Genomic DNA, 25,859 nt, shown 5'->3' with positions numbered 1-25,859 from the left:
TGATGCTCAGCTAATACCGAGAGGATTCACTTGATGCGCACACGTTGGACCCGCCGGGTTGCTGTTGTCCTGTCGACCGTCGCGGTCGCGGCCGGCATGGTCGCGTGTTCCAGTTCGGAGTCTGACGAGCTGCTGATCTACAACGCCCAGCACGAGTCCCTCACCAAGGAATGGATCGACGCGTTCACCAAGGAGACCGGGATCAAGGTCACCTACCGGCAGGGCGGTGACACCGAGCTCGGCAACCAGCTGGTGGCCGAGGGCAATGCCTCACCCGCCGACGTGTTCCTCACCGAGAACTCCCCGGCGATGGCGGCTGTCGAGAAGGCCGGGCTGTTCGCCGACGTCCAGCAGCAGACCCTCGATCAGGTCCCGGACCAGTTCCGGCCGTCGTCGGGCAAGTGGACCGGCGTGGCGGCCCGCTCGACGGTCTTCGTCTACAACAAGTCCAAGCTCCCGGCCGACCAGCTGCCCCACTCGATCATGGATCTGCAGCAGCCACAGTGGAAGGGCCGTTGGGGTGCACCGCCGGCCAAGGCGGACTTCCAGGCGATCGTCGCGGCCATCCTCGACCTGAAGGGCGAGCCGGCCACCGCGCAGTGGCTGGCCGGTTTGAAGACCAATGCCGTTGTGCTCCAGGACAACATCGCCACGCTGCGCGCCGTCAACGACGGCCAGGTGGACGGCGGAATCATCTACCACTACTACTGGTTCCGCGATCAGGCCAAGACCAAGGAGATCAGCGGCAACACCGCATTGCATTACTTCAAGAACCAGGATCCCGGGGCCTTCGTCAGCCTGTCCGGCGGCGGCGTATTGAAATCCAGCAAGAAGCAGGATCAGGCCCAGCAGTTCCTCCGGTTCGTCACCGGCAAGTCCGGTCAGGAGGTGCTACAGAAGGGCACCTCGTTCGAATACCCGGTCGCCAGCGGCGTCGCGGCCAACCCGGCCCTGCCTCCGTTGGACACGTTGCAGGCGCCCGCGGTCAACCCGTCCAATCTCGATGCCGCCAAGGTCACCGATCTGATGACGAAGGCTGGCCTGCTCTAATTGGTCGCGACAGAGCCCCCGTCAACGCCGCCGGCGACGCTGCAGCGCTCCGCAGGCGCACGGCCGGGGCCGGTACTGGGCACCGCCGTGGCGCTGTTGCTGGCGGCCACCTTCATCCCGCTGGGCTACGTCGCGTGGTCGGTGATCACCACCGGTCCGAGCCGCGTGATCGAGCTCGTGGTGCGGCCCCGCGTCGGGGAGCTCCTGCTGAACACCGCGGGCCTGGTGCTGATCACCGTGCCGGTGTGCGTGGTGCTCGGAGTCGGCGCGGCGTGGCTGGTTGAGCGCACCGACCTGCCGGGGCGCACGTGGTGGCGGCCGGTGTTCGTCGCGCCGCTGGCAGTACCGGCGTTCGTCAACAGCTACGCCTGGGTCAGCGTATTGCCGACGTTGCACGGAATGCCGGCAGGCATCCTGATCGCGACGCTGTCGTACTTCCCGTTCGTCTACGTGCCGGCCGCGGCCACACTGCGCCGCATCGATCCGGCACTGGAGGAATCGGCCCGGGCGCTGGGCTCCGGATCGTCCGGGGTGTTCTTTCGGGTGGTACTGCCCCAGCTACGCCTGGCGATCCTGGGCGGCGCCCTGCTGATCGGTGTTCACCTACTGTCCGAATACGGCGCGTTCGCGATGATCCGCTTCTCGACCTTCACCACCGCGATCTTCGAACAGTTCCAGGCCACCTTCGACGGCGCCGCCGGCGCCACGTTGGCCGCCGTCCTTGTGCTGTTGTGCCTGCTGCTGTTGGTCACCGAGGCGGCGGCCCGCGGCAACGCGCGCTTCGCGCGGATCGGTTCCGGAGCGCAACGCTCCAGCACACCGATGCGCCTGGGCCGCACCATGTTGCCGGCCACCACCGGGCTACTGACCCTGGCCGCACTGGCCTTGGGAGTGCCGCTGTGGACGCTGACACGGTGGCTGTGGATCGGCGGCGCGCAGGTGTGGGAACCCGCACCGATCGGCACCGCGCTGGCCCAGACGGCCGCGCTGGCCGCTGCTGCCGCGGTCCTGACCACGGTGCTGGCCTTCCCGTTCGCCTGGGTCGCCGTCCGCTACAGCGGCCTGCTGGCCCGCTCGATCGAGGGCGCCAATTTCATCACCAGCTCGATGCCCGGCATCGTCACCGCACTCGCCCTGGTCACCGTGGCGATCCACTACGCTCCCCCGCTCTATCAGACTGCGGCTCTGGTGATCTGCGCCTACGTGCTGCTGTTCCTGCCGCGCGCCCTGGTCAGCCTGCGCTCGGGCCTGGCGCAGGTGCCGCCGTCGGTGGAAGAGGCCTCGCGCTCACTCGGAGCCTCGTCTGCGCGCACGTTCGTGCGTATCACGCTTCGGCTGACCGCCCCGGCCGCGGCTGCCGGCGCCTCGCTGGTATTCGTCGCGGTGGCAACGGAATTGACGGCGACGCTGCTGCTCGCGCCCACCGGCACCCGCACCCTGGCGATGCGGTTCTGGTCGTTGAGCAGCGAACTGGACTACGCCGCAGCGGCGCCCTACGCCCTGATGCTGATCGCCTTGTCGATCCCAGTGACCCTGATGTTGTTGCGCCAGTCGACGAAGGTGGCCGCCCTGTGACCGAGGACGTTCTGCAGGTACGTGGACTCCACAAGTCCTTCAACGGCACCGTCGTGCTCGACGGCATCGACCTGACCCTGACGCCGGGGACCATCACCGCGGTAGTCGGGTCGTCCGGCTGCGGCAAGACCACGCTGCTGCGGGTGATCGCCGGCTTCGAATCCCCCGACGCGGGCACCGTGACCATCGGTGGGCGCCAGATGACAAGCCCCACAAGTACTGTCGCTCCCCACCGCCGCGACGTCGGCTACGTGGCGCAGGACGGCGCGCTGTTCCCGCACCTGACGGTGGCCCAGAACGTGGCCTACGGCCTACCCGAGCGCGGTGCCGCGGCCCGGGCCAGGGTCAACGAGTTGCTGGCTACCGTGTCCCTGGATTCCTCGTTCGCGCAACGCCGGCCGCACCAGCTCTCCGGCGGTCAGCAGCAGCGCGTCGCACTGGCTCGGGCCCTGGCCCGCCGGCCGGTGGTGATGCTGCTAGACGAACCGTTCAGCGCCCTGGACACCGGGCTGCGCGCGGCCACCCGCAAGTCGGTGGCCCGGGCGCTGTCCGACACCGGGGTGACCACCCTGATCGTGACGCACGACCAGGAGGAGGCGCTCTCGATCTCGGATCAGGTCGCGGTGATGCGTGAGGGCAGGTTCACTCAGGTCGGAACCCCCGAGCAGGTGTACCGCCAACCCGCCGACCGGTTCACCGCCGAGTTCCTCGGGGATTGCATCACGGTGCCCGGCACCGTCACCTCAGGGTGGGCCGACAGCGAGCTGGGCCGCATCCCGGTTCAACCCGGCGCCGCCGACGGTCCGTGCACGGTGGTGCTGCGACCCGAACAGCTTGTCGCCACCGCGATCTCGGACAGCGCGGATGATCTCGAAGCGGCAGCCACCGTGGGGACGGTGGTGGCCACCGAGTTCCTCGGCCACGACGTGCTGCTCACCATCGAGCCCCCGGCAGCCGGTGAGTCCATCGTCGTGCGTCAGCACAGCCTGAATCCGCCGGCACGTGACACCAAGGTCCGTATCGACGTGCGGGGCACGGGGACGGCGTTGCCTTGAGGCACATCGTCGGGGCGTTGGCGGCCCACGGTGACCGGATCGCGGTGGTGACCGAGACCCAACAGGTCGACTACGCGACTCTTGCCGATCTGGTGTCGCAGGCCTCGGCGGCGCTGGGCCGCGAACGTCGGCTTGTGCTACTCGAAGCACGCAACGACCTGCCCACCCTCGTGCACTACCTGGGCGCACTCGCCGGCGGCCACGTAGCCCTGCCGGTACCCACCGGCGGCGATCACCGCGAGATCCTGCGGACCTACTCCCCCGACACCGTGATCGACGCCGGGGGCATCCACCACCGGCGCACCCACAGCACACACCGGCTGCACGACGACCTTGCGCTGCTGATGTCGACTTCGGGCAGCACCGGGTCACCGAAGCTGGTCCGACTGTCCCACACCAACCTGGGCGGCAATGCCGCCGCCATCGCCGAGTACCTCGACATCAGTGAAACTGACCGGGCCGCAACCACATTGCCGCTGTCCTACTGTTACGGCCTTTCGGTGGTCAACAGCCATCTGCTGCGCGGTGCGGGCCTGATCCTCACGGATCGCTCGGTGGTCGACGACGAGTTCTGGGACCAGTTCACCCGCCACCGTGCCACCACCTTCGCGGGGGTGCCCCACACGTTCGAGCTGCTCGACCGGATCGGCTTCGACAGCATGGACCTACCCCACCTGCGGTACATCACCCAGGCGGGCGGACAGATGGCACCCGATCGGGTGCGTCGTTACGCAGCGCTGGGACGCCGCCGCGGCTGGCAGCTGTTCGTGATGTACGGGGCCACCGAGGCGACCGCCCGGATGGCCTATCTGCCACCGGAATTGGCCCTGTCACATCCTGAATCCATCGGCCGTGCGATCCCCGGCGGCAGCCTGTCCATCCGCCCCGGCGCCGCATGGCCAGACGGTACCGGCGAACTGGTCTACCGCGGCACCAATGTGATGCTCGGGTACGCGCAGCGGCCCGAGGATCTGGCCCTGGGCGCCACCGTCGAAGAGCTGCGCACCGGCGACATCGCGCGGTGCACACCTGACGGCCACTATGAGATCATCGGCCGCAGTAGCCGGTTCGTGAAACTGTTCGGACTGCGCATCGACCTGGACCGTCTGCAAACCACCCTGGCCGAGCACGGAGTGACGGCGTTGTGCACGGAAGAGGGCGAGACTCTCGCGGTGGCAGCCGTCGGCACCGGTACGGCCACCGCCTACGACGTTCAGCAGTTGACCGCCACCCTGGCGGGTGTGCCGGCCGGAGCGGTGCGCGCTGCGCTCGTCGCCGAGCTGCCCCGGTTGGTCTCGGGCAAGCCCGATTACGCCGCGGTGCGCACGTTGGCCGCCGGGCCACCCGTCGCCGAGGCCACGGATCTGCGGAGACTGTTCGCCGCGGTTCTGCACATCCCTGCCGAATCCATCGACCGCAACGCCAGCTTCGTCGACCTCGGCGGTAACTCACTGTCCTATGTGACGATGTCGGTTCGGCTGGAACGCGCCCTGGGAGGGTTGCCGAAGGACTGGCACCGGATTCCGCTGCGGGAACTGGAGCGCAGCGGCCCACCGCGTCTGCGCCGATGGGCGACCGTGGAAACCAGCGTCGCCCTACGGGCTGCGGCCATCGTTCTCATCGTCGGCTCGCACGCCGAGTTGTTCGCGCTGTGGGGCGGTGCGCACATTCTGCTGGGGGTGGCCGGCTACAACTTCGGCCGGTTCTGCCTGACACCGGTGCCACGGTCGACCCGGTTGCGTCACCTGCGCAACACGATCGCCTGGATCGCGGCGCCCTCGATCGTGTGGGTCGCCGTCGCGCTGATCCTCACCGACGACTACCACGCGTCGAACCTGTTGCTGGCCAACAAGTTCCTCGGGCCACACGACAGCATGACCGCCGGGCGGTTGTGGTTCGTCGAGGTGCTGTTCTGGATCCTGGTGGCGCTGACCGTGGTGTGCGCGCTGCCGGGAGCCGACCGGCTGGAGCGACGCCGCCCATTCGCCTTCGCCGCGGCGTTCCTGGCGGTGGGGCTGGTATTGCGTTACGACCTACCCGGTTTCGGGTTTGGTCGCGAGGCCTGGTTCACGGTGCTGGCGTTCTGGTTCTTCGCGGCCGGATGGGCGGCGGCCAAGGCCACAGCCACCTGGCAGCGGATGATCGTCACGGTGGTGCTCGCGATCGGGTTGCACGGCTACTTCGGCAACAGTGGCCGAGAAACCCTGGTGCTGGCGGGGTTCGTGCTGCTGATCTGGCTGCCCGCGGTGCGCTGTCCCGCCGTGGTGGCGGCAGGCTGCGGGTTGCTGGCCGAGGCGTCGCTGTACATCTACCTCACCCACTATCAGATCTACCCGCTGTTCGGTGACCACCGGGTGATCGGGGTGCTGGCCGCACTAATCGTGGGCGTGGCGCTCACATACCTCGTGAACGTGACGCGGAAGCAGTTGGCGGGCAGAAACTCACGCCGGATCGCGCTCGGCAACCAGCCCCTCCTGCACCAGGGTGGCGGCGACTGCACCGTCGGAGCGCAACAGGCTCGACGTGATCAGGCCGCGGCCCCGCGCGGCAGCCGGTGAGCGCGACTCCAGCAGATTCCACTCCCCGGCCCGCACCGGACGGTGAAACCAGATCGACGAGTCCGTCGTGCCACTGCGGTGACTGCGCGACCGCATGCTGTGCCCGTGCACGGCCAATGCCGGATCGATCCCGTACAGGTCGGTGATGTAGACCGCGATGAGCGTGTGCACCAACGGATCCTCGGGCAGGTCGGTGGTGACACGCCACCACATCCGGCGTACGAACTCGTCGCCCTCCCCGTCGTCGGCGATGCGGATGTCGAACTCGTCGAGCGGCAGGGACGGCGCCGGGCCGGGCGGGCCGGTACACGGCAGCACCTCAGGATCGTGCGGCATCGCACTCAACCCGTGCTCGGGCCCGGCGAGCGCCGTCGCGAACGACACCGTCGCCGTCGTCAGCATGCGGCCGTGCTCATACGATTCGACGCGCCGGGCCGAGGTGGTGCGCCCGTCGTACACGTGCTGCACGCGATACTCGGCGGCTTCTCCGGCGTCCCCGCCGCGCAGGAACTGCAGGTGCATGTTGGTCGGCGCCCGGTCATCACCCACCGTCCGACAGGCGGCCGCCAGGCTCTGCGCGGCCATCAGACCGCCGTAGGCCCGCTTGCCGGCCGGACCGCTGGCCTGCCCCGTGAAAGCCTCCCCGTCGGCGGCAGCATCTGGCCGGACGTCCAACAGCGTCAGCAGGGTGCTCACCGCTCGTCGGCACCCGTTGCGACGGTACCGGATTCGGTCAGTGCCACGATCTCGTCGGCACCGAGCCCGAGGTGTTCGGCCAGTACGGCGGTGGTGTCATCCCCGAGTGCGGGCGCGGGGACCGCGGGCGGGTATATCCCACCGATCGATACGGGCAGACCCGGTGCCAGGTACGTACCGATGCGGGGTTGCTCCAGTGGGGTGAACAGCGGGTTGGCGACCACCCGCTCGTTGACGGCAACTTCGGCGAAGCTGCGGTACCGCTCCCACAGCACCGAGGTACCCGAGAGCGCCGCGCTGATCTCCTCGGCGGTGCGCTCGCTGAACCAGAGAGTAAATAGGCCGGTCAGGGCGTCGCGGTGGGTGTAGCGCTGACCTTCGTCGCTGAAGTCGGCCCCGAATGCCTCGGCAAGGGCGGCAACGGCTTTGGTGGTCCCGGTGACCTCGGTGAGGTCGCGGAAATGCCGGCCGGTCAGCGCCACGAGCATGAAGCCGACGCCGTCGCTGCTGGTGAAGTTCTGCCCGTAGGTGCCGTACAGGGTGTTGCCGAGCCGTTCGCGGCCGGTGCCGTTGATCATCACCTCGGTCAGGAATCCGAGATTGCCCGCCGTGGCGAGTGCGACGTTCTCCAGGGGAATGCTGATCCGTGCGCCCGCACCAGTGGAATCGCGGTGGCGCAGTGCGGCACTGACTGCCAGCGCCACATACAACCCGCAGCTCACATCCCAGGCCGGCAGCACATGGTTGACCGGGGTGGCCAACTGCGCAGGCCCCGTGACCATCGGGAAGCCCAACCCGGCGTTGACCGTGTAATCCACCCCGGTGCCGCCGTCGGCGCGCCCCGACACCTCGACGTGGATCAGGTCGGGGCGTAACGCGGACAGGACATCGTACGAATGCCATTGCCGTCCAGCCACATTCGTGATGAGTACGCCGGCCTCGGCGATCAGCCGCTGCACCAGCTGCTGTCCCTCAGGTGAGCGCATATCGGCGGCCAGCGAGCGCTTGCCCTTGTTCAGGCCGGCCCAGTAGATGCTGTCGCCGCCATCGGTGAGCGGCCAGCGGTGATAGTCGGCAGCTCCCCCGATGGGATCCACCCGCACTACCTCGGCACCCAACTGGGCAAGGGTCATGCCGGCCAGCGGCACGGCGACGAAGCTGGAGATCTCGATGATGCGCACCCCGGCCAGCGGACGGGTCTGATCCGGCGTCACAGGTTCTGCCATTCGGTCAAGCTATCAAGCCCGTTCACCGACCAGTTTCACCGCGGCGCCCTCGATGGTGTCCTCGGACAACAGCACCTCCAGTGCGGCATCGCCCAGTGGGATGAAGCTGTCGGCACTGGCCACCCGCTGCACCCGGCCGGTGAAGCCGTGGTCGACCAGTTCGGCCAGCACCCCTTCACCCACACCCCCGGTACGGCGGGTCTCATCGACGATGAGCACCCGGCCGGTCGTGTCCGCCTCGCGCAGCATGTCCTCGACCGGCAGCGGCGACAGCCAACGCAAGTCGACCACACGGGCCGCGATGCCGGCCTCGGCCAACCGACGGGCCACCCGAAGGCTCATCCACAGTCCGTTCCCGAACGTCAGGATGGTCAGATCGGTGCCGTCGCCGTAGGTGCGGGCCCGGCCGATTTGTACCGGCTCCCCAGGGTAGGGCGCCGGCCACTGCTGATCGCCGTCCTCGTAGAGGTCCTTGGTGTGATACAGCGCGATCGGTTCGAGGTAAATACACACCACGCCAGCACTTTTCGCTGCGGCAACACACGTGTGCAGCATCGCCGCGGCATCGTCGGGCCGGGCCGGCGAGGCGATCACCACTCCGGGGATGTCGCGGATCGCCGCGATCGAGTCGTCGTTGTGGAAATGACCGCCGAATCCCTTCTGGTAGCCGTAGCCCGCGATCCGCACCACCATCGGGTTGCGGTACTGCCGGTTGGAGAAGAACTGCAGCGTGGCTCCCTCGCCGCGGATCTGGTCGGCGGCGTTGTGCAGATAGGCCAGGTACTGGATCTCCGGGATCGGCAGCAGGCCCGAGACACCCGCTCCCAAGGCCAGGCCGAGAATCGTTTGTTCGTCAAGCAGGGTGTCGAATACCCGCGCGGGTCCGGCAGCAGCCTGCAGGCCGCGGGTCACCCCGTAGACCCCACCCTTGCGGGCGATGTCCTCACCGAACGCGATCGCCTCCGGGTGCTGCGCCAGCACATCCTTGAGGGCCCGGTTGATGGCGAGAGCCAGGGTCAGTGGCGGCCCACCGGGCTCTCCCGGGGCGGCGACGGACACCGCCCGGGCGTCGTCGAGCGTTTCGCGCAGCGGTTGCATCACCGCCGTCGCGCTGTCGAGCTGCGCAGACCGGCAGAGCTCCCCCGCCAGGTCGATCACCTCGGCGCGTTTGGCCTCGTAGCGTCGCAGCACCTGTTCTGGCGTCAGGATGCCATGGGCCACAAGTGTTCTCGCGGTATTGAGTACCGGGTCACGCTCATAGTCGGCAACGATGTCGGCGGGCCGCCGGTAGGCCTGTTCGTAGTCGGTGCCGGCATGTCCCATCAATCGCACCGTACGCAGATGCAGGAACGCAGGCTTGCGCTCGCGGCGGACCCAACCGGCCGCGGCGCGTGCGGTATCGAACGCATCGACAAGGTCGCTGCCGTCGGCCGCGAAGTACCTCAGTCCCGCACGGTCCCCATAGGCGCGGGCGATCCAGCCGCGCGGCGTCGGCGTGCTGATCCCGATGCCGTTGTCCTCACAGACGAACAGCAGCGGCATCGGCAGGCCCTGGTAAGCGGCGTGCAGGGCCGCGTTGACAGCGCCGACAGTCGTCGAGTGATTGGCCGAGGCGTCCCCGAAGCTGCACACCGTGACCGCATCCTCCGGCCATGGGCAGGTCACACCGAGCTTGCGGGTGCGGGCGATCGAGAACGCCACCCCGACCGACCGTGGCAGATGTGAGGCAATGGTGGAGGTCTGCGGAATGATGTTCAGGTCGTGACGGCCGAACACCTTGTGCCGCCCACCGGAGATCGGTTCGGCGGTGGCCGCCACCAACCCGAGCAGCACGTCACGCAGTGGATCAGAGCCGTCGACCTGCGCGGCGCGGGCCAGGTAGAAGCCGCCCGACCGGTAGTGCAGCAGCGCCGGATCGCTGGGGCGCAGTGCCGCGGCGACGGCGGCGTTGCCCTCGTGCCCGGAGGATCCGATGGTGTAGAAGCCCTGCCCCTGTGAGCGCAGCCAACGCGCGGCCAGGTCCAGGTGCCTGCTGCCCAGCTGAGCATCGAAGAGCTCCAAGGGATTCCGCACGTTCAGCGACGACACTCCCCCGGGGCCCGGCGCGCTGAGCGCCGATACGGTCGCGGTGAAGTACGAGTCGATGGGCTCGATTGTCATCTCAGATCAGCTCGATCGCCTCGGCGATCGACGGCAGCACCCGGCTGGGCCGGAACGGATAACGCTCGATGTCCTCGACCGACGTCGAACCGGTGAGCACCAAGATGGTGTCCAGCCCCGCCTCGATCCCGGCCACCACATCGGTGTCCATCCGGTCTCCCACCATCACGGTGTTCTCCGAGTGTGCCTCGATCCGATTGAGCGCGCTGCGGAACATCATCGGGTTGGGCTTGCCGACGAAGTAGGGGTCGCGGCCGGTGGCCTTGGTGATCATCGCGGCCACCGACCCGGTCGCGGGCAGCGGCCCCTCCGCCGACGGGCCGCTGACGTCAGGGTTCGTGGCAATGAACCGGGCACCGCCGAGGATCAGCCGGACGGCTTTGGTGATCGCCTCGAACGAATACGTGCGGGTCTCCCCCAACACCACGTAGTCCGGATCGATGTCGGTCAGGGTGTAACCGGCCTCGTGCAGGGCGGTGGTCAGCCCGGCCTCACCGATCACATAGGCCGAGCCGCCCGGCAGCTGATCATCGAGGAACGCGGCCGTCGCCAGGGCCGACGTCCAGATCGACGCCTCGGGGACGATCAAGCCCGAGCGCGCCAAACGGGCGGCCAAATCACGCGGCGTGAAGATCGAGTTGTTGGTCAGCACCAGAAACGGCCGCTGCTTGTCGGCCAATGTCTGCAGGAATTCGGCGGCACCCGGCAGCGCATATTCTTCGCGCACCAGGACGCCGTCCATGTCGGTTAGCCAGCACTGGGCAGGTGAACGCACGGGTCCAGTGTCCCAATTCGCGCTACAGATCAGGGCTCAACCGGGCAATAGCGGTGTAAAACGCACACCGAGACTGCACTCAGGGACAGATTTTTCGCGATTCTTGTCCCTGAGCGCAGTCTCAGTGAAGGGCAGCCCCAGAGATCAGTTCGTGTGCTGATCGGCGACGTCGAGCGCCTTGTCCAGGATCGCCAGACCCTCGCGCGCCTCCTGCTCCGAGACGTTGCACGGCGGCACCACGTGGACGCGGTTGAAGTTGGCGAACGGCAGCAGGCCGTTGGCCTTGCACGCGCCGATCACGGCGTTCATCGCCGGGCTGGAGCCACCGTAGGGCGCCAACGGCTCCCGGGTCTGCTGATCCGCGACCAGTTCGACGGCCCAGAACACACCGGCGCCGCGCACCTCGCCGACGCTGCGGTGCTTGGCGGCCAGCTCGGCCAGGCCCGGCGCCAGCACCTCGGCACCGATCTTGGCCGCGTTCTCGACCATGCCCTCGTCGGCCATCGCGTTGATGGTCGCCACGGCGGCCGCGGTGGCCAGCGGATGACCGGAGTAGGTCAGCCCACCCGGGTAGGAACGATGCGCGAACGTCTCGTAGATGGCCGGGCTGATCGCCACACCACCGAGCGGCACGTAACCGGAGTTCACGCCCTTGGCGAAGGTGAGCAGATCGGGCACCACGTCGAAGTGGTCGATGGAGAACCACTTTCCGCTGCGGCCGAATCCCGCCATCACCTCATCGGCGATGAACACGATGCCGTAGCGATCGCAGATCTCGCGCACCCCGGCCATGTATCCGGGCGGGGGCACCATGATGCCGGCAGTACCCGGGATCGACTCCAGGATGATCGCGGCGATGGTGGACGGGCCCTCCATCTGGATCAGCTTGTCGAGGTACTCCAGCGCGCGCTGGGATTCCTGTTCCTCGGTCTCGGCGTAGAACGACGAGCGATACAGGAACGGCCCGTTGAAGTGCACGACGCCGGCGTTGCCGCGGTCGTTGGGCCAGCGCCGCGGATCACCGGTCAGGTTGATCGCGGTGTCGGTGCCGCCGTGGTAGGCGCGGTACCGCGACAGCACCTTGTAGCGGCCGGTGTGCAGACGGGCCATGCGCACCGCATGCTCGACCGCGTCGGCGCCGCCGTTGGTGAAGAACACCTTGTTCAGATCGCCGGGGGTGCGCTCGGCGATCAGCCGGGCCGCCTCCGAGCGGGCCGCATTGGCGTACTGCGGGGCCACCGTGCACAGCTTGGCGGCCTGCTCGGCAATGGCGGCAACAACTTTCGGGTGCTGGTGGCCGATGTTGGTGTTGACCAACTGGCAGGAGAAGTCCAGCAAGCGGTTGCCGTCACCGTCCCACACGTAGGAGCCCTGCGCGGCGGTGATCGTCATCGGCGAGATCTCCTCCTGCGCCGACCAGGAGTGGAACACGTGTGCGCGGTCGAGTTCATAGGCCCGCGCGGCCTCGGCCTTCGCCGCCTCCACGGTCAACCCGTTGGGCAGCACGGCGGACTCTTGAGTCACAGTCATGGCTGAAATTCTCTCACTTGTTCTCGGGGAAGCCGAGGTTGATGCCACCGTGGCTGGGGTCAAGCCAGCGGGTGGTGATGGCCTTGGTGCGAGTGAAGAAGTGCACGCCTTCGGCGCCGTGTGCGTGGCTGTCACCGAACAGCGAAGCCTTCCAGCCGCCAAAGCTGTAGTAGGACATCGGAACCGGGATCGGCACGTTGATGCCGACCATGCCCACCTCGACCTCGTTCTGGAAGCGCCGTGCGGCGCCGCCGTCGTTGGTGAAGATCGCGGTGCCGTTGCCGTAGGGGTTGTTGTTGATCAACGCAAGAGCCTCGTCGTAGGTCTCCACCCGCAGCACCGACAGCACCGGGCCGAAGATCTCGTCGGTGTAGACGCTCATCTCGGGGGTGACGTTGTCCAGCAGGGTCGGGCCCAACCAGAATCCGTCGGCCCCGCCGTTGGCGATCACGGTGCGGCCGTCAACCACGACCTTGGCACCGTCGGCCTCGCCGGCGTCGATGTAGGAGGCCACCTTGTCCCGGTGAACCTTGGTGACCAGCGGACCCATGTCCGAATCCTTGGTTCCGTCACCGGTTTTGATGGTGCTGGCGCGCTCGGCGATCTTGGCGACCAGCTCGTCGGCGATCGGGCCGACGGCGACGGCGGCCGAGATGGCCATGCAGCGCTCACCGGCAGAACCGAAGCCCGCGTTGACCATGGCGTCGGCGGCCAGGTCCAGATCGGCGTCGGGCAGGATCACCGCGTGGTTCTTGGCCCCGCCCAGGGCCTGTACGCGCTTGCCGGCCGCGGTGGCGGTGGCGTAGACGTACTGGGCGATCGGGGTGGACCCAACGAAGGAGATCGCCTTGATCTTGGGGTTGGTCAGCAGCTCGTCGACCGCGGTCTTGTCGCCCTGCAGCACGTTGAACACGCCCTCGGGCAGGCCGGCCTCGGCCCACAACCGGGCCATCCACAGCGCGGCGCTGGGATCCTTCTCCGAGGGCTTGAGCACCACGGTGTTGCCCGCAGCGATGGCGATCGGGAAGAACCACATCGGCACCATGGCCGGGAAGTTGAACGGCGAGATGATGCCGACCGGGCCCAGCGGCTGCAGCACGGAATGCACGTCGACGTTGGTCGAGGCGTTCTCGGTGAACCCGCCCTTGAGCAGATTCGGGATACCGCAAGCGAACTCGACGACCTCCAGACCGCGGCTCACCTCGCCGAGCGCATCGGAGAGCACCTTGCCGTGCTCGCTGGTGATGATCGCGGCGAGTTCTTCCTTGCGGGCGTTGAGCAGCTCGCGGAACGCGAACAGCACCGAGGTGCGCTTGGTCAGCGACGCGTCACGCCAGGCCGGGAACGCCGCAACCGCGGCATCGATCACCGCACGCGCGTCATCCACGCTGGCCAGCGCGACCTCGCCGGTGACCTCGCCTGTCGCCGGATTGGTAACCGGGGCCGTGGCCGCCGAAGCGCCGGCAAATACCTTGCCGTCGCGCCAGTGCTGGATGACATTGCTCATGGATTCCGACCCTTCCTGTGGCGGTAAGTACAGGTATTACTCTGGGTCACCATCGGCTCCGTCGAAGCCATCATCTTGTAAGTCTGGCCGATTAGTTCATTACACTTTGTAAAATGATCCCAACCGTGCGCGACATCGTGGGACTCCCGGTGGTGCAGGCCGGCGAGCCCGAGGTCCTCAGCGCACAACAACTGGACCGCCCGGTGCGCTGGGTTCACGTGAGCGATATGCCCGACCTGGCCGGGCTGCTGCAGGGCGGCGAGCTGGTGCTGACCACCGGCGCGGCACTGCGCGATGCGCCGCGCGACTACCTGCGACGGATGCAGCGGGCCGGCGTCGTCGGCGTCGTCGTCGAACTGGGCACCCGTATCGAATCGCTGCCCACCAGCGTCGGCGAAATGGCACAGACCCTCGGCCTGGCGCTGGTGGTGCTGCACCAGCAGACCAAGTTCGTCGAGGTGACCGAGGCGGTGCACCGGCTCATCGTCGCCGACCAGTACGAGGAGCTCGAGTTCGCCCACCGCACCCACCAGACGTTCACCGAGCTCAGCATGAAACGCCCGTCGATGGCGGACATCGTGCGGGCGACGGCCGAGATGATCGACGAATCGGTGGTGTTGGAGGACTTGTCCCGCCAGGTACTGGCGATCTCCCCCCGCCATGAGCCGGCCACCACCGTGCTCACCGACTGGCAGCGCAGATCCCGGGCGATGACCGAACCCTGGGCGACCACCGCCGTCGGACCTCGCACCGAGGAGTGGGGCCGGCTCATCGTGCCGCACGCCCCTGCCGCCCCGGCCAAGACCAAGATGGTCCTGGAACGGGCCGCACAGGCACTGGCCCTGCACCGGATGGCCGAACGCGGACGGACCGGCCTCGAGCATCAGGCCCAGAGCGGGTTGATCGACGACGTCCTTGGCGGGCGGATCGCCGACGACCGTGAGGCCGACGCCCGCGCCCTGGGCCTCGGCCTGCGCGCCTCGGGGCCCTACCTGCCGACCACCGTCCGGGTGGGCGCGCCGGCGGACCGGCTCGACCCCGTCGGCACCCAACGCCGCAACCTCCGCATCCTCGACGCGGTCACCCACGGCGTGAAATCCCAAGGGCACAGCGCGATCTGCTCCATCCGGCGCGACGGTGAGATCGGCCTGGTGCTTGCTCTCAACCCGCGACGTGGGGTGAGCGCCGATGCCACACTCAGCCGCCTGGCCGAGGGCTGGCGCGAGGCGGTCGCCCGCGGCGGCGACGCCGACAAGGTCATCATCGCCGTCGGCGGCAACGCCGGTGCGTTCGCCGATGCCGTACACGGCCTGCGCGAGGCAACCCACGTCGCCGAGGTCGCGGCGTCGATGTCGGACCTGCCACGCCCGTTCGTACGCGCCTCCGACGTCCGCCTGCGTGGACTGATCACCCTGCTGCTCGATGATCCCCGGGTCCAGATGTTCGCCGAGACCGAACTCAAGGCCCTGTTGATCCACGACGCCGAGCGGGGCAGTGACGACATGGAGGTGCTGCGGGGTTACCTGGAACTGGCAGCCAACAAGTCCGCACTGGCCAAACGCCTGCACATGAGCCGTCCCGCGCTCTACAACCGGCTGGCCTCGATCGAACGCCGCCTCGGCGTCAACCTCGATGACGGTGAATCGATGACCTCACTGCACGTGGCGCTGCTCGTGCTCGACGCGCAGGGCAGCGCCAGTCCGCAGCCGACACCCTGATCCGCTCAGTCGATCAGGAGCTTCTTCTGCACCTTGCCCATGGCGTTTCTGGGCAGCTCGCCGACGAAGACGACTTCACGCGGCCGCTTGTGCTGCGACAGGGTCTGGGCCACGAATTCGATGAGACCGTCGGCGAGCTGAGGCCGGTTCCCGTCATCGGTCACCACGTATGCCACGACCCGCTGTCCCAAGTCGGGGTCAGCACGCCCGACAACGGCTGCCTCACGCACCGACGGATGGGCGAGCAGTGCGGTTTCGACCTCGCCGGCGCCGATTCGGTATCCGCCCGACTTGATCAGATCCACCGATTCCCGCCCGACGATTCGGTGGAACCCGTCCGTGTCGCGGGTGGCGACGTCTCCGGTGATGAACCAGCCGTCGTCGGTCCAGGCGTCCGCGGTGGCTTCGGGCCGGTTGAGGTAGCCGTCGAACAGCATCGGGCCGCGCACCTGGAGCCGTCCGATGCTGCTGCCGTCGTCGGGAACAACCTGACCGTCTTCGGTGCGCAGCCGGGTATCGACGCCGAGGACGGGTTGACCGACCGAGCCGGGCCGGCGTTCCCCGTCCGCGCGGGTGGACAAGGTGATCATGGTCTCGCTCATCCCGTAACGCTCGATCGGCGTGCAACCGGTCAGCTCGGTGATGCGGTGGAAAACCGGGGTCACCAACGGCGCGCTACCCGATACCAGCAGGCGGGCACCACGTAGCGCCCGCGCCGATGCTTCGTCGGCGGCGATGCGCGACCACACCGTGGGCACGCCGAAGTACATCGTGCCGGCCGCGGCGGCATAGCGCTCCGGTCGCGGTTTGACGGTATGGACCACCTGGGAGCCGATGCGCAGCGAGGCGAGCACACCGAGCATCAGTCCGTGCAGGTGGAACAACGGCAGACCGTGCACCACCGTGTCGTCGCGGGTCCATTGCCAGGCGTCGGCCACGGCGTCGATGCCGGCCGCCAACGCCCGATGACTGAGGTTGACCCCCTTGGGTGCACCGGTGGTCCCCGACGTGTACAGAATCATCGCGACCGCGTCGGGTGACGGTGCGTCTGGCAATTCGCCACTCCCACGGCCCTGGACGGTTGCCGCTATCACGGGAAGTTCCGAGTCCCGATGCGGCGGTCCCGCCCAGCACGTGACGCGGGCGTCGGTGAGCATGTGCCGCAGCTCAGCAGAGCCGGAGTCGGGTGGAATCGGAACTACTGGGACGCCGGCCAACAGGCAGCCGACCACAGCGACGACCGTCTCCAGCGTCGGTTGGGCACACACCGCGACCGGTCCCCCGTCGGGCAATGCGCCGGCAAGCGCGCAGGCAGCATCGAACAGCTGCGCCCGCGACATACTCCGGGCACCGACCGAGATCGCGGCGGCGGTGTCGACTGAGTCGCTCCCGGCAGGGTCAAGAGACGTCAAAAGCATGGGCGGACAGGTCCTTTCATTGCTGGTGGCTGACACTCAGAACACCGTGCCCGGGAGGACGAGGGTCCCGACGAGCAGAACCGGGCCGATCACCACCATCGACAACCCCCAGCGCATCAGCAGCCTGGTCATCCGGGGTCGTTGCGCTTCGTCGACGGTGGTGGCGACCAACGTCGCGCCCACCGTGGAGAAAGGCGAGACGTCGACGATCGACGCGCACACACCGAGCGCACACATCAACGCCCAGCCGGGGATGCCGCCGGCGGCCACCAGAGGCAACGCGAGCGGAACCAGAGCCGCCAGCATGCCGGTGGTCGAGGCGAACGCCGAAACAAGACCTGCCACAAGGCATATGAACAGTGCGGCCAGCAGCGGAACACCGATGTGGCCGGCGAACTCACCGAGCAGATCGACCGCCCCCAGCTTGTCGAGCACGCCGACGAACGTGATGATGCCGCCCACCAGCAGAACTGTCGACCAGTCGATACGGGGAATCGCCTTGTTTCCCGATCGCGGGTCCGTGAGGGTGAGCACCGCGCCGAGCGCGAAGGCCAAGACGCCGATATCGGGATCCATGCCTGCCAGCGACATTCCGATGACCGCACCGATCAAGCCGACCATGGCCATCACGGTGGCGATCTGATTGCGGGTGAAAGGGTTTCGTTCCGGACCGGATGGCAGGTCCGGGCTCGACGCGGCGCCCAGCGGGACACCCCGCGCACCGCCGCCGACGGCGACCAGTCGGTCATCCACCGACAGGGATACCGCCGGAGCTGCTGCCACATTTCGGCGCAGCAGCTTGAGTCCGCCGAACAGGACGTACGCGGCCGTCAGCAGCGCCAGGTTGACCATGAGCGCCACGAAGAACAGCACGAACGGGTTGAGGTCGATGCCGGCCTGATGTGCGGTGCCGTAGGTGACGATGCCGAACAGGCTGGTGGGCGCGAACGCCCCGGCGCTCAGGCCGGTGCCGATCGACAATGCCATCAGCATCGGATCGATCGCGCGCTTGTCTGCCACCATCATGCCGATCGGCGCCATCACCAACCCACCCAGCGGGGAGCCCATCGCCGAGATTGCCGCGGTCAGCAGGAAGAACACCAATGGCAGCAGCACTGTCCGATGCCCGACCTTGGCCAGGGTGACCTCGATGATCCGGTCGATGGTGCCGTTGGCGTGAGCGATCCCGAAGAAGTACGTCACCCCGACCAGCAGCACCAGGATGTCGATCGGGAAGCCGTCGACGATGTCGTCGATCGGCATGCCCGCCAACCCGAGCCCCACCCCGCATGCCGCGGCGAACATCAACACGCCCAGGTGGGCGTTGCGCCATGCCGAAACCGCGAAGACGCCGACAAAGATCGCCAGCGCCAGCAGCTGAATTGTCATTCCTCGCCTTTCGAAACGTTGGACCCGCTTCCCAATTGGTCCACTGTGTGGCACAGTGGTCTACTGTATGAACCGGTGCGGGTAAGCTAGCTCACATCTGCGCCACGGGTCAATGTGGGTCGCCGAGGAGGGCGCGTGTCGACGAACAGCGTGGTGTCCGCGTTTCAGGTGTTGGAATCCGTCGCAAGGCTGCAACCGGTGGGCCTGTCCGAGCTCACGCGCGCGGTCGGCCTACCCAAGAGCACGGTGCAGAGGTGTTTGCTCACGCTGCACGAGATCGGCTGGCTGCGACCGACGTCCGCGCAACCCACCCGATGGAACCTGACGTACCGGGCGTTTTCCGTCGGCAGCCGGGCCGGCGATCATCAGCTGATGCGCGAAACCGCGCTCCCGTTCCTCAACGAGCTGCAGCTCGATACCACTGAGACTATTCACCTGGCCGCACCCGACGGGCCGGAGTTGGTGCTCATCGAGCGCTTGGACACCCCACATCCGCTGCGCGCCTTCATGCCGTTGGGATCGCGAATTCCGTTGCACGCCTCCGCAACCGGGATCGCGTTTCTCGCTGCCAGCACCGACGATTACGTTGCGCAGTACCTTTCGCACCACCTCGCGCCGCAGACCGAACACACGATCACCGATCCGGACCGGTTGCGCGAGACCATCGAATTGGTGCGGACGCGGGGATACTCGGTGAACGAGCAGGGCCTGAACGCCGGCATCACCGCACTCGGCGCCAGTATCGTCAACGCACAGCGCGAACCCATCGGCTCGGTCTCGATATCGGGACCGAGCAGCAGGATTACGGCCGACAAGTTCGCCAGGTTCGGAAGTGCGGTGCGCGAGACCGCGCACCGAATCTCCGCGGCACTGTGAACTCGCGCAGAACTCTGGAGAGGCGATACCGAGATGGCTGATCGCAACGTGCTGGGTGGCCCGCTGGCGGAGTGCGGCACCGACCCGCTCACCGGCTTCTACCGCGACGGGTGCTGCTCGACCGGCGACGCCGATGCGGGCCGGCACACCATCTGTGCGGTGGTGACCGCCGAGTTCCTCGAACACCAGCAGTCCATCGGCAACGACCTGTCGACACCGGCCCCGCAGTACCGGTTTCCCGGCCTGACGCCCGGGGACCGCTGGTGTGTCACCGCCGTCAACTGGCTGCGCGCACACAATGACGGCAAGGCGGCCCCGGTGGTGCTGGCGGCCACCCATGAACGCACCCTCGAACTCGTGCCCCTCGACGTCCTTCAGCAGTACGCCGTCGATGTGCCCGACGACCTGGGCAGCCTCTGAGGCTCCGTAGGCTCAAGGCGTGAGCGTCGCATCCGAGCCGACCGTTGTTCTGGACAACCGCTTCGCCCGCGCCCTGCCCGAGATGGCGGTCGCATGGCGGGCCGAGGCGGCCCCGGCTCTACGACTACTCGTGCTCAACGAGCCACTGGCGGACGAGCTCGGCCTCGACGTCTCCTGGCTGCGCAGCCCCGACGGGCTCGGCCTGCTGTCGGGCACCGTCGTGCCCGACGGCGCCACCCCGGTCGCGCAGGCCTACGCCGGGCACCAGTTCGGCGGGTACGTCCCTCGCCTGGGCGATGGCCGTGCGCTGCTGCTCGGCGAATTCGTCGATGCCGATGACCGTCCCCGTGACCTGCATCTCAAAGGATCGGGACGCACGCCTTTCGCCCGCGGCGGCGACGGCCTGGCCGTCGTAGGGCCGATGCTGCGCGAGTACATCGTGAGCGAGGCCATGCATGCCATGGGCATTCCCACGACGCGGGCACTGGCTGTCGTCGCCACCGGTCGCGACGTCCGCCGCGAAACCCTGGTGCCCGGGGCGGTGCTGGCCAGGGTCGCCGGCAGCCATCTACGGGTCGGCAGTTTCCAGTACGCCGTCGCGCATGCGCAGGCCGTCGGAGACATCGGGTTGCTGCGCCGGCTGGCCGACCACGCCATCGCCCGCCACCATCCCGGAGCGGCCGACGCCACCAACCCGTACCTGGCACTGTATGAGGCGGTCATCTCGGCGCAGGCCTCACTGCTGGCGCGGTGGATGCTGGTCGGGTTCGTGCACGGTGTGATGAACACCGACAACATGACCATCTCGGGCGAGACCATCGACTACGGGCCGTGCGCGTTCATGGAAACCTATGATCCCGCAACGGTATTCAGCTCGATCGACCATGGCGGCCGGTACGCCTACGGCAACCAGCCGACAGTGGCCGCGTGGAACCTGGCCCGTTTCGCCGAAACCCTGCTCCCCCTGCTCGACGACGACGGCGAGCACGCCGTCGAGATCGCCACCCAAGCGCTGCACGGCTTCGGCCCCCAATTCGACGCGGCGTGGTCGGCCGGCATGCGCGCCAAGCTCGGACTGTCCGCCGATGTCGACGGCGAGGTGGCACGCACCCTGATCCACGACCTGATTGTGCTGTTGCAACAGAACCGAACTGACTACACGTCGTTCTTTCGTGACCTCGGCCGTGCCCCGCGCGGAGAAGGCACGATCGCCGCCGGATTCGACGAATGGCTGGCGCGGTGGCGCGCCCTTGGCCCCGACACCGCCGCGATGGACCGGGTCAATCCCGTCTACATCCCGCGCAATCACCTCGTCGAGGAAGCACTGAACGCGGCGATGAACGGCGACATGGAACCCGTCGAGCACCTCATGACCGCCCTCGCGGCGCCTTACGACGACCGCCCCGGGCTCGAACGGTATGCCGCTCCGGCGCCTGCCGACTTCGGCGCCTACCGCACGTTCTGCGGAACCTGAGGACCAGGCGCTACCGTGGGTCGGGTGACGACGATCACGATGGACACCCCGGCCGGCCCGATCGACGCTCTGCTCAGCCTCCCCGGCGGCGAAGGACCGCGGCCCGGGGTGGTGATCATCCATGACGCGATCGGCTATGGACCGGACAACGAGGCGATCTCGGAACGCGTTGCGGGCGCCGGCTATCTCGCGCTCACGCCGAATCTCTACTCCCGTGGCGGCCGGGCCCGCTGCATCACCCGGGTGTTCCGTGAACTGCTGACCCAGCGCGGCCGGGCGCTCGACGACATCCTGGCCGCCCGCGACCATCTGCGCGCGCACCCGCAATGCAACGGGATCATCGGCATCGCGGGGTTCTGCATGGGCGGCCAGTTCGCGCTGATCATGGGCCCCAAAGGATTTGGCGCCTCAGCGCCGTTCTATGGGACCCCGCTGCCCAAGCGGCTCGACCAGACGTTGGACGCCTCGTGCCCGGTGGTGGCCAGCTTCGGCCGCCGCGACCCGATGGGCATCGGTGCCGCAGACCGGTTACAGCGCATCGTCGGCGACAAGAACATCCCGGCCGACATCAAGGTCTACCCCGAAGCCGGGCACAGCTTCGCCAATCAACTGCCCGGGCAGGCCTTTCTGCGCATCGCCGGCTTCGGCTACAACGAGGCCGCCACCGCCGACGCCTGGTCGCGGGTGTTCGCGTTCTTCGACGAGCACCTGACGGCTAAAGCCAACTGAGCCCGGCCACCACCAGCGCCTCTGTTCCGGTGTCCAACGTCGGCTGGAGCACCGGGGCGAACCGCGGTGAATGGTTCATCGGAATATCGGCGCCCACACGATCAGCGGCCACCGCCGCACGGAAGGCCTGCTCGTCGACGCCGCCGAAGCCCCAATAGGTGTAGGGCGCGCCGAGGGCAGCCGGGATGTCACCGAAGTCCTCACTGGCCGACCCGGCCGGCATGGACTGCACCCGGTCGCCGAAGTACTCGCCGAACGCGGCCTCGACGCGCGCCGTCACCGCACCGTCGTTGACGGTCAGCGGAAAACTCTCGTACAACTCGATTTCGGGCTCGCGGGGCGAGTCGGATGCCCGGCACTCGGCGATGACCACGCGCCGGATCGCCGCGAGTACCGCGGTGCGCACCGATTCGTCGAAGGTGCGCAGGTTGAGTTCGAGCACCGCATGGTCGCCGATGACGTTGCTCTTGATCCCCGACTGAATGCTGCCGACGGTCAGCACGACGGTCTGGCTCGGATCGACCTCGCGCGACACGATCGTCTGCAAGCGGATGACGATCATCGACGCCAGCACCACCGGATCCACCGTGGTCTGGGGCATCGAACCGTGCCCACCACGGCCGTAGACCGTGATGCGCAGGCTGTCGGCCGCAGACAACACCGGACCGCTGCGGGTACGCAGCTGCCCGGCCGGGGCCGGAAACACGTGCTGGGCCAACGCCACATCGACCGGGCCGACGAGATCGGCCAGGCCGTCATCGGCCATCCCGCGCGCCCCGTCGCCGACCTCCTCGGCCGGCTGGAAAACCGCAATCATGGTGCCGCGCCAGTGATCCGTCGCCCGGGCGAACAATTCGGCCGCGCCCAGTAGACACGTGACGTGTACGTCATGGCCACAGGCATGCATCACGCCGGGCTCGTCACTCGCATACGGCAGACCCGTCGCCTCGGTCACCGGCAGCGCATCCATGTCCGCACGCAACAGCACCCGGGGACCGTCGCCGTTACCCAGCACCCCGACCACACCGGTTCCCCCGACACCTTCATGGACGGCCAACCCAGACTCCCGCAGGCGCGCAGCCACGACACCCGCGGTACGCCGTTCCTGATGTGAGAGTTCGGGATGCTGATGCAGGTCCCGGTAGAGCGGCTCCTGCCATGCGCGCACCTCAGGCAGGTGCGCCAGCACGGCCTCGGCGCGGCGGCGAACATCGTCAGGTCCGGTACCGACCGTCGCCATCGCCTCGCCCCCTGACCGCTGTTACTCCGGCAACCGCAACTCGGGCTTTTCGACCTCTTCGATGTTCACGTCCTTGAACGTGATGACCCGCACCTGTTTGACGAACCGGGCCGGGCGGTACATGTCCCACACCCAGGCGTCGGCGAGCCTCAACTCGAAATAGACTTCGCCCTCGGAGTTACGCGGAATCAGCTCCACACTGTTGGCCAGGTAGAACCGGCGCTCCGTCTCGACGACGTAGCTGAACTGCCCGACGATGTCCTTGTATTCGCGGTAAAGCGAGAGCTCCATCTCGGTTTCATACTTCTCGAGATCCTCGGCGCTCATCTGGTGTGCTGTCCTTCTGGTTGTGCTGATGCCCTGTCGACCATCTTTGCGTACGCCGCTTCAGCATGCCGCATTGGTGCCATATCCCGCCGCACGTCCGCCATCTCGGCGGCCCGCCGCACGCCGGTGATCTCTGCGGCCCGCCGCACGTTCACATACGAGTAGCGGTGCTCCGCACACGGCCCCAACTCCGTCAACGCCGCGGAGTGCGCCGCAGTGCTGTACCCCTTGTGCTCGGCGAACCCGTAGCCGGGATGGTGCTGCTCCATCTCGACCATCAACCGATCCCGGCTGACCTTTGCCAGCACGCTGGCCGCGGCGATGCAGGCGGCCGCGGCGTCTCCCCCGATCACCGGTAAGGAAGGCACCGCCAGTCCCGGAACCCGGAACCCGTCGGACAGCACGTACCCGGGCCGCAGCGACAACCCCGCCACGGCACGCCGCATGCCCTCGATATTGGCCACGTGAACACCGAGGCGGTCCACCTCATCCGACGGGATGAACACCACGTGATACGCCAGCGCATACCGGCGGATCAGGGGAAACAACCGCTCCCGCTCCCGCTCACCCAGCTTCTTGGAATCGTCGAGAGAGGCCAGGCTGTCCATCCGGTTGGGACCCAGTACGCAGGCCGCCACGACCAACGGTCCCGCGCAGGCCCCGCGGCCCACCTCGTCCACCCCGGCGACCGGGCCGAGACCGTTGCGATACAACGCGGATTCCAGGGTGCGCAGACCGGATGACCGCCGGATCACCGTCCGAGGCGGCCACGACGCTTTCACCGCTGGAGGCACAGGGCAGCTCCTAGGAGTCGGTCTGCGGGTCCCCGCCAGTGATACCGCCCCAGCGCGATGGCGGCCAGGCGATGAACCGTGCCTTTCCGATTACATTCTCCACCGGAACGGTGCCGGCCATCGGATCGCCCGTGCACAACAGACCTTCCCGTGCGTCGGCGGGCAAATTGCTGCAGTGCACCCGTGAGTCGGCCGAGTGGGTCCGATTGTCACCCATCACCCACAGCCGATCAGGCGGGACGGTGACCGGACCGAACTCATTGCCCAGACACGGATAGATGCTCGGGTCGGCCATCATGGTGGCCGGATCCAGGTAGGGCTCGTTCAGCCGCTTGCCGTCGACTGTCAGCCCGGTGTCGGCACGGCACTGCACTGTCTGACCGCCGACCGCGATCACCCGCTTGACCAGGTCGTTCTCGTCCGGCGGCACAAACCCCACAAACGAGAGGGCATTCTGCACCCAGCGGATGGCGGTGTTGTCCGAACGGATCGACTTGTAGCCGATGTTCCACGACGGCGGCCCCTTGAAGACCACCACATCACCGGGCTCCGGCTTCGAGAACCGGTAGGTGACCTTATCGACCATGATGCGGTCACCCACGCAGCCGGCGCAGCCGTGCAGCGTCGGCTCCATGGATTCCGAAGGAATCAGATAGGGCCGCGCAATGAACGTCAGCGTGACGTAATAAAGCACCAAGGCGATGGTGGCCAGAATGGCAACCTCGCGCGCCGTGGAATGCTTGGGCTTGGGTGACTCGTCCGGCGTTTCGCCGGCAGCGGACTCCGCCGAATCTGAAACGGAATCTGGATCCGAGTCGGTTTCGAGGTCGTCCCCCGCGCGCGCATCGGCAGAGTCGGTGGGTCCGGTCACAGGCACCACAGTAGCGAGCGTCGTGACCGGTCCCGCGACGAGAGCTTCGTCAGGCGGAGCAGCGCGCTCAGCGCTTTTCCTTGATCTTCGCCTTCTTGCCACGCAGTTCGCGCAGGTAGTAGAGCTTGGCGCGACGCACGTCACCGCGGGTCACGACATCGAGGTGATCGATGTTGGGCGAATGCACCGGGAAGGTCCGCTCGACGCCGACGCCGTAGCTCTCCTTCCGCACGGTGAAGGTCTCGCGGATACCGCCGCCCTGGCGACGGATCACGACACCCTTGAAGACCTGGATGCGCTCCTTCGAGCCCTCGATCACCTTCACATGCACGTTGACGGTGTCGCCGGGGCTGAAGGTCGGGATGTCGTCGCGCAGCGACGCCTGATCGACGAAGTCCAGCGTGTTCATCGGTGACACTTCCTTGTTGTTCGCGGCTCCGGACGAGCGTGCACATGGCGCGCAGCCGAAGC

At 67.6% G+C, this 25,859-nt stretch carries 22 protein-coding genes; 9 read left to right on the top strand and 13 right to left on the bottom strand.

What is annotated here, in order from left to right; genetic code table 11:
• Positions 1-33: 33 nt before the first annotated feature.
• Genes ACZYZ7_RS01125 through ACZYZ7_RS01110 form a run of 4 tightly spaced genes read left to right on the top strand, consistent with a single transcriptional unit; the run spans position 34 to position 6,238 of the window.
• Positions 34-1,050 (top strand): iron ABC transporter substrate-binding protein, encoded by a 1,017-nt coding sequence (locus ACZYZ7_RS01125; RefSeq protein ID WP_463740054.1) that lies wholly within the window; start codon positions 34-36, stop codon positions 1,048-1,050.
• The gene (locus ACZYZ7_RS01120) at positions 1,051-2,625 is read left to right on the top strand and encodes an ABC transporter permease (protein WP_463740053.1); all 1,575 of its coding nucleotides are present in this window, start codon (positions 1,051-1,053) and stop codon (positions 2,623-2,625) included.
• Complete coding sequence (locus tag ACZYZ7_RS01115; RefSeq protein ID WP_463740052.1) at positions 2,622-3,680, top strand: ABC transporter ATP-binding protein; 1,059 nt, start codon at positions 2,622-2,624, stop codon at positions 3,678-3,680. The genes ACZYZ7_RS01120 and ACZYZ7_RS01115 overlap by 4 nt, the downstream gene beginning before the upstream one ends.
• On the top strand, positions 3,677-6,238 hold the full coding sequence (locus ACZYZ7_RS01110; RefSeq protein WP_463740051.1) for an AMP-binding protein: 2,562 nt from the start codon (positions 3,677-3,679) through the stop codon (positions 6,236-6,238). Before ACZYZ7_RS01115 ends, ACZYZ7_RS01110 begins: the two co-directional genes overlap by 4 nt.
• On the opposite strand, the gene ACZYZ7_RS01105 is transcribed toward ACZYZ7_RS01110, so the two are convergent.
• The 6 genes from ACZYZ7_RS01105 to ACZYZ7_RS01080 form a co-directional block, all read right to left on the bottom strand.
• Complete coding sequence (locus tag ACZYZ7_RS01105) at positions 6,122-6,934, bottom strand: acyl-CoA thioesterase (RefSeq protein WP_463740050.1); 813 nt, start codon at positions 6,932-6,934, stop codon at positions 6,122-6,124. The two genes, ACZYZ7_RS01110 and ACZYZ7_RS01105, sit on opposite strands and share 117 nt — an antisense overlap.
• Entirely contained in the window at positions 6,931-8,160 is a 1,230-nt protein-coding gene (locus ACZYZ7_RS01100; protein ID WP_450068768.1) for a CoA transferase, read from the bottom strand. The genes ACZYZ7_RS01105 and ACZYZ7_RS01100 overlap by 4 nt, the downstream gene beginning before the upstream one ends.
• Positions 8,161-8,172: 12 nt before the next feature.
• Positions 8,173-10,320 carry a thiamine pyrophosphate-dependent enzyme gene (locus tag ACZYZ7_RS01095; protein WP_450068767.1) on the bottom strand — a complete coding sequence of 716 codons (2,148 nt, stop codon included), beginning with the start codon at positions 10,318-10,320 and terminating at the stop codon, positions 8,173-8,175.
• Position 10,321: 1 nt separating this feature from the next.
• Positions 10,322-11,095, bottom strand: a complete 774-nt coding sequence (locus tag ACZYZ7_RS01090; protein WP_135453634.1) for an HAD-IIA family hydrolase — start codon at positions 11,093-11,095, stop codon at positions 10,322-10,324.
• Between the two features lie 144 nt (positions 11,096-11,239).
• A complete protein-coding gene (locus tag ACZYZ7_RS01085) occupies positions 11,240-12,625 on the bottom strand; it encodes an aspartate aminotransferase family protein (protein ID WP_450068766.1) in 1,386 nt (461 codons plus the stop codon).
• A gap of 13 nt (positions 12,626-12,638) precedes the next feature.
• Complete coding sequence (locus ACZYZ7_RS01080) at positions 12,639-14,132, bottom strand: CoA-acylating methylmalonate-semialdehyde dehydrogenase (protein WP_135453632.1); 1,494 nt, start codon at positions 14,130-14,132, stop codon at positions 12,639-12,641.
• 113 nt (positions 14,133-14,245) lie between these two features.
• Here ACZYZ7_RS01080 and ACZYZ7_RS01075 point away from each other — a divergent pair, with 113 nt between their 5' ends.
• Complete coding sequence (locus ACZYZ7_RS01075; protein WP_450068765.1) at positions 14,246-15,850, top strand: PucR family transcriptional regulator; 1,605 nt, start codon at positions 14,246-14,248, stop codon at positions 15,848-15,850.
• Between the two features lie 5 nt (positions 15,851-15,855).
• Here ACZYZ7_RS01075 and ACZYZ7_RS01070 read toward each other — a convergent pair whose 3' ends face one another.
• Both ACZYZ7_RS01070 and ACZYZ7_RS01065 read right to left on the bottom strand, forming a co-directional pair.
• Positions 15,856-17,268 (bottom strand): acyl-CoA synthetase, encoded by a 1,413-nt coding sequence (locus tag ACZYZ7_RS01070; protein WP_463740049.1) that lies wholly within the window; start codon positions 17,266-17,268, stop codon positions 15,856-15,858.
• Positions 17,269-17,304: 36 nt separating this feature from the next.
• Positions 17,305-18,657 (bottom strand): SLC13 family permease, encoded by a 1,353-nt coding sequence (locus tag ACZYZ7_RS01065; RefSeq protein WP_463740048.1) that lies wholly within the window; start codon positions 18,655-18,657, stop codon positions 17,305-17,307.
• Between the two features lie 135 nt (positions 18,658-18,792).
• Between ACZYZ7_RS01065 and ACZYZ7_RS01060 the strand changes: the two genes are divergently transcribed.
• Genes ACZYZ7_RS01060 through ACZYZ7_RS01045 form a run of 4 tightly spaced genes read left to right on the top strand, consistent with a single transcriptional unit; the run spans position 18,793 to position 22,156 of the window.
• Complete coding sequence (locus ACZYZ7_RS01060) at positions 18,793-19,533, top strand: IclR family transcriptional regulator (protein WP_463740047.1); 741 nt, start codon at positions 18,793-18,795, stop codon at positions 19,531-19,533.
• Between the two features lie 33 nt (positions 19,534-19,566).
• Positions 19,567-19,953, top strand: coding sequence for a DUF2237 family protein (locus tag ACZYZ7_RS01055; RefSeq protein WP_450068762.1), 387 nt, complete (start codon positions 19,567-19,569; stop codon positions 19,951-19,953).
• A gap of 19 nt (positions 19,954-19,972) precedes the next feature.
• The gene (locus tag ACZYZ7_RS01050; protein WP_463740046.1) at positions 19,973-21,427 is read left to right on the top strand and encodes a protein adenylyltransferase SelO; all 1,455 of its coding nucleotides are present in this window, start codon (positions 19,973-19,975) and stop codon (positions 21,425-21,427) included.
• Between the two features lie 24 nt (positions 21,428-21,451).
• On the top strand, positions 21,452-22,156 hold the full coding sequence (locus tag ACZYZ7_RS01045) for a dienelactone hydrolase family protein (protein WP_450068760.1): 705 nt from the start codon (positions 21,452-21,454) through the stop codon (positions 22,154-22,156).
• On the opposite strand, the gene ACZYZ7_RS01040 is transcribed toward ACZYZ7_RS01045, so the two are convergent.
• The 5 genes from ACZYZ7_RS01040 to rplS all read right to left on the bottom strand — a co-directional run bounded on the left by ACZYZ7_RS01040 (position 22,143) and on the right by rplS (position 25,797).
• Complete coding sequence (locus ACZYZ7_RS01040; protein WP_135459962.1) at positions 22,143-23,345, bottom strand: amidohydrolase; 1,203 nt, start codon at positions 23,343-23,345, stop codon at positions 22,143-22,145. The genes ACZYZ7_RS01045 and ACZYZ7_RS01040 overlap by 14 nt on opposite strands.
• Before the next feature lie 72 nt (positions 23,346-23,417).
• Positions 23,418-23,723: a DUF2469 domain-containing protein gene (locus ACZYZ7_RS01035; RefSeq protein WP_003881082.1), complete on the bottom strand. Its 306-nt coding sequence runs from the start codon at positions 23,721-23,723 to the stop codon at positions 23,418-23,420.
• The gene (locus ACZYZ7_RS01030) at positions 23,720-24,505 is read right to left on the bottom strand and encodes a ribonuclease HII (protein ID WP_286175278.1); all 786 of its coding nucleotides are present in this window, start codon (positions 24,503-24,505) and stop codon (positions 23,720-23,722) included. The genes ACZYZ7_RS01035 and ACZYZ7_RS01030 overlap by 4 nt, the downstream gene beginning before the upstream one ends.
• Positions 24,506-24,527: 22 nt before the next feature.
• Entirely contained in the window at positions 24,528-25,388 is an 861-nt protein-coding gene (gene lepB, locus ACZYZ7_RS01025) for a signal peptidase I (protein ID WP_450068759.1), read from the bottom strand.
• A gap of 67 nt (positions 25,389-25,455) precedes the next feature.
• Positions 25,456-25,797 (bottom strand): 50S ribosomal protein L19, encoded by a 342-nt coding sequence (gene rplS / locus ACZYZ7_RS01020; protein WP_029111328.1) that lies wholly within the window; start codon positions 25,795-25,797, stop codon positions 25,456-25,458.
• Positions 25,798-25,859: the final 62 nt, after the last annotated feature.

Source organism: Mycobacterium sp. IDUB_17 (assembly GCF_055419465.1).
This window is presented reverse-complemented; position numbering and strand designations above follow the sequence as displayed.

What these genes read in the sequence shown, in the direction of transcription:
- ACZYZ7_RS01125 (WP_463740054.1), top strand. Translation starts at nt 34, where the DNA reads ATGCGCACACGTTGGACCCGCCGGGTTGCTGTTGTCCTGTCGACCGTC.
- ACZYZ7_RS01100 (WP_450068768.1), bottom strand. Translation starts at nt 8,160, where the DNA reads ATGGCAGAACCTGTGACGCCGGATCAGACCCGTCCGCTGGCCGGGGTG.
- ACZYZ7_RS01095 (WP_450068767.1), bottom strand. Translation starts at nt 10,320, where the DNA reads ATGACAATCGAGCCCATCGACTCGTACTTCACCGCGACCGTATCGGCG.
- ACZYZ7_RS01085 (WP_450068766.1), bottom strand. Translation starts at nt 12,625, where the DNA reads ATGACTGTGACTCAAGAGTCCGCCGTGCTGCCCAACGGGTTGACCGTG.
- ACZYZ7_RS01080 (WP_135453632.1), bottom strand. Translation starts at nt 14,132, where the DNA reads ATGAGCAATGTCATCCAGCACTGGCGCGACGGCAAGGTATTTGCCGGC.
- ACZYZ7_RS01075 (WP_450068765.1), top strand. Translation starts at nt 14,246, where the DNA reads ATGATCCCAACCGTGCGCGACATCGTGGGACTCCCGGTGGTGCAGGCC.
- ACZYZ7_RS01070 (WP_463740049.1), bottom strand. Translation starts at nt 17,268, where the DNA reads ATGCTTTTGACGTCTCTTGACCCTGCCGGGAGCGACTCAGTCGACACC.
- ACZYZ7_RS01065 (WP_463740048.1), bottom strand. Translation starts at nt 18,657, where the DNA reads ATGACAATTCAGCTGCTGGCGCTGGCGATCTTTGTCGGCGTCTTCGCG.
- ACZYZ7_RS01055 (WP_450068762.1), top strand. Translation starts at nt 19,567, where the DNA reads ATGGCTGATCGCAACGTGCTGGGTGGCCCGCTGGCGGAGTGCGGCACC.
- ACZYZ7_RS01035 (WP_003881082.1), bottom strand. Translation starts at nt 23,723, where the DNA reads ATGAGCGCCGAGGATCTCGAGAAGTATGAAACCGAGATGGAGCTCTCG.
- rplS (WP_029111328.1), bottom strand. Translation starts at nt 25,797, where the DNA reads ATGAACACGCTGGACTTCGTCGATCAGGCGTCGCTGCGCGACGACATC.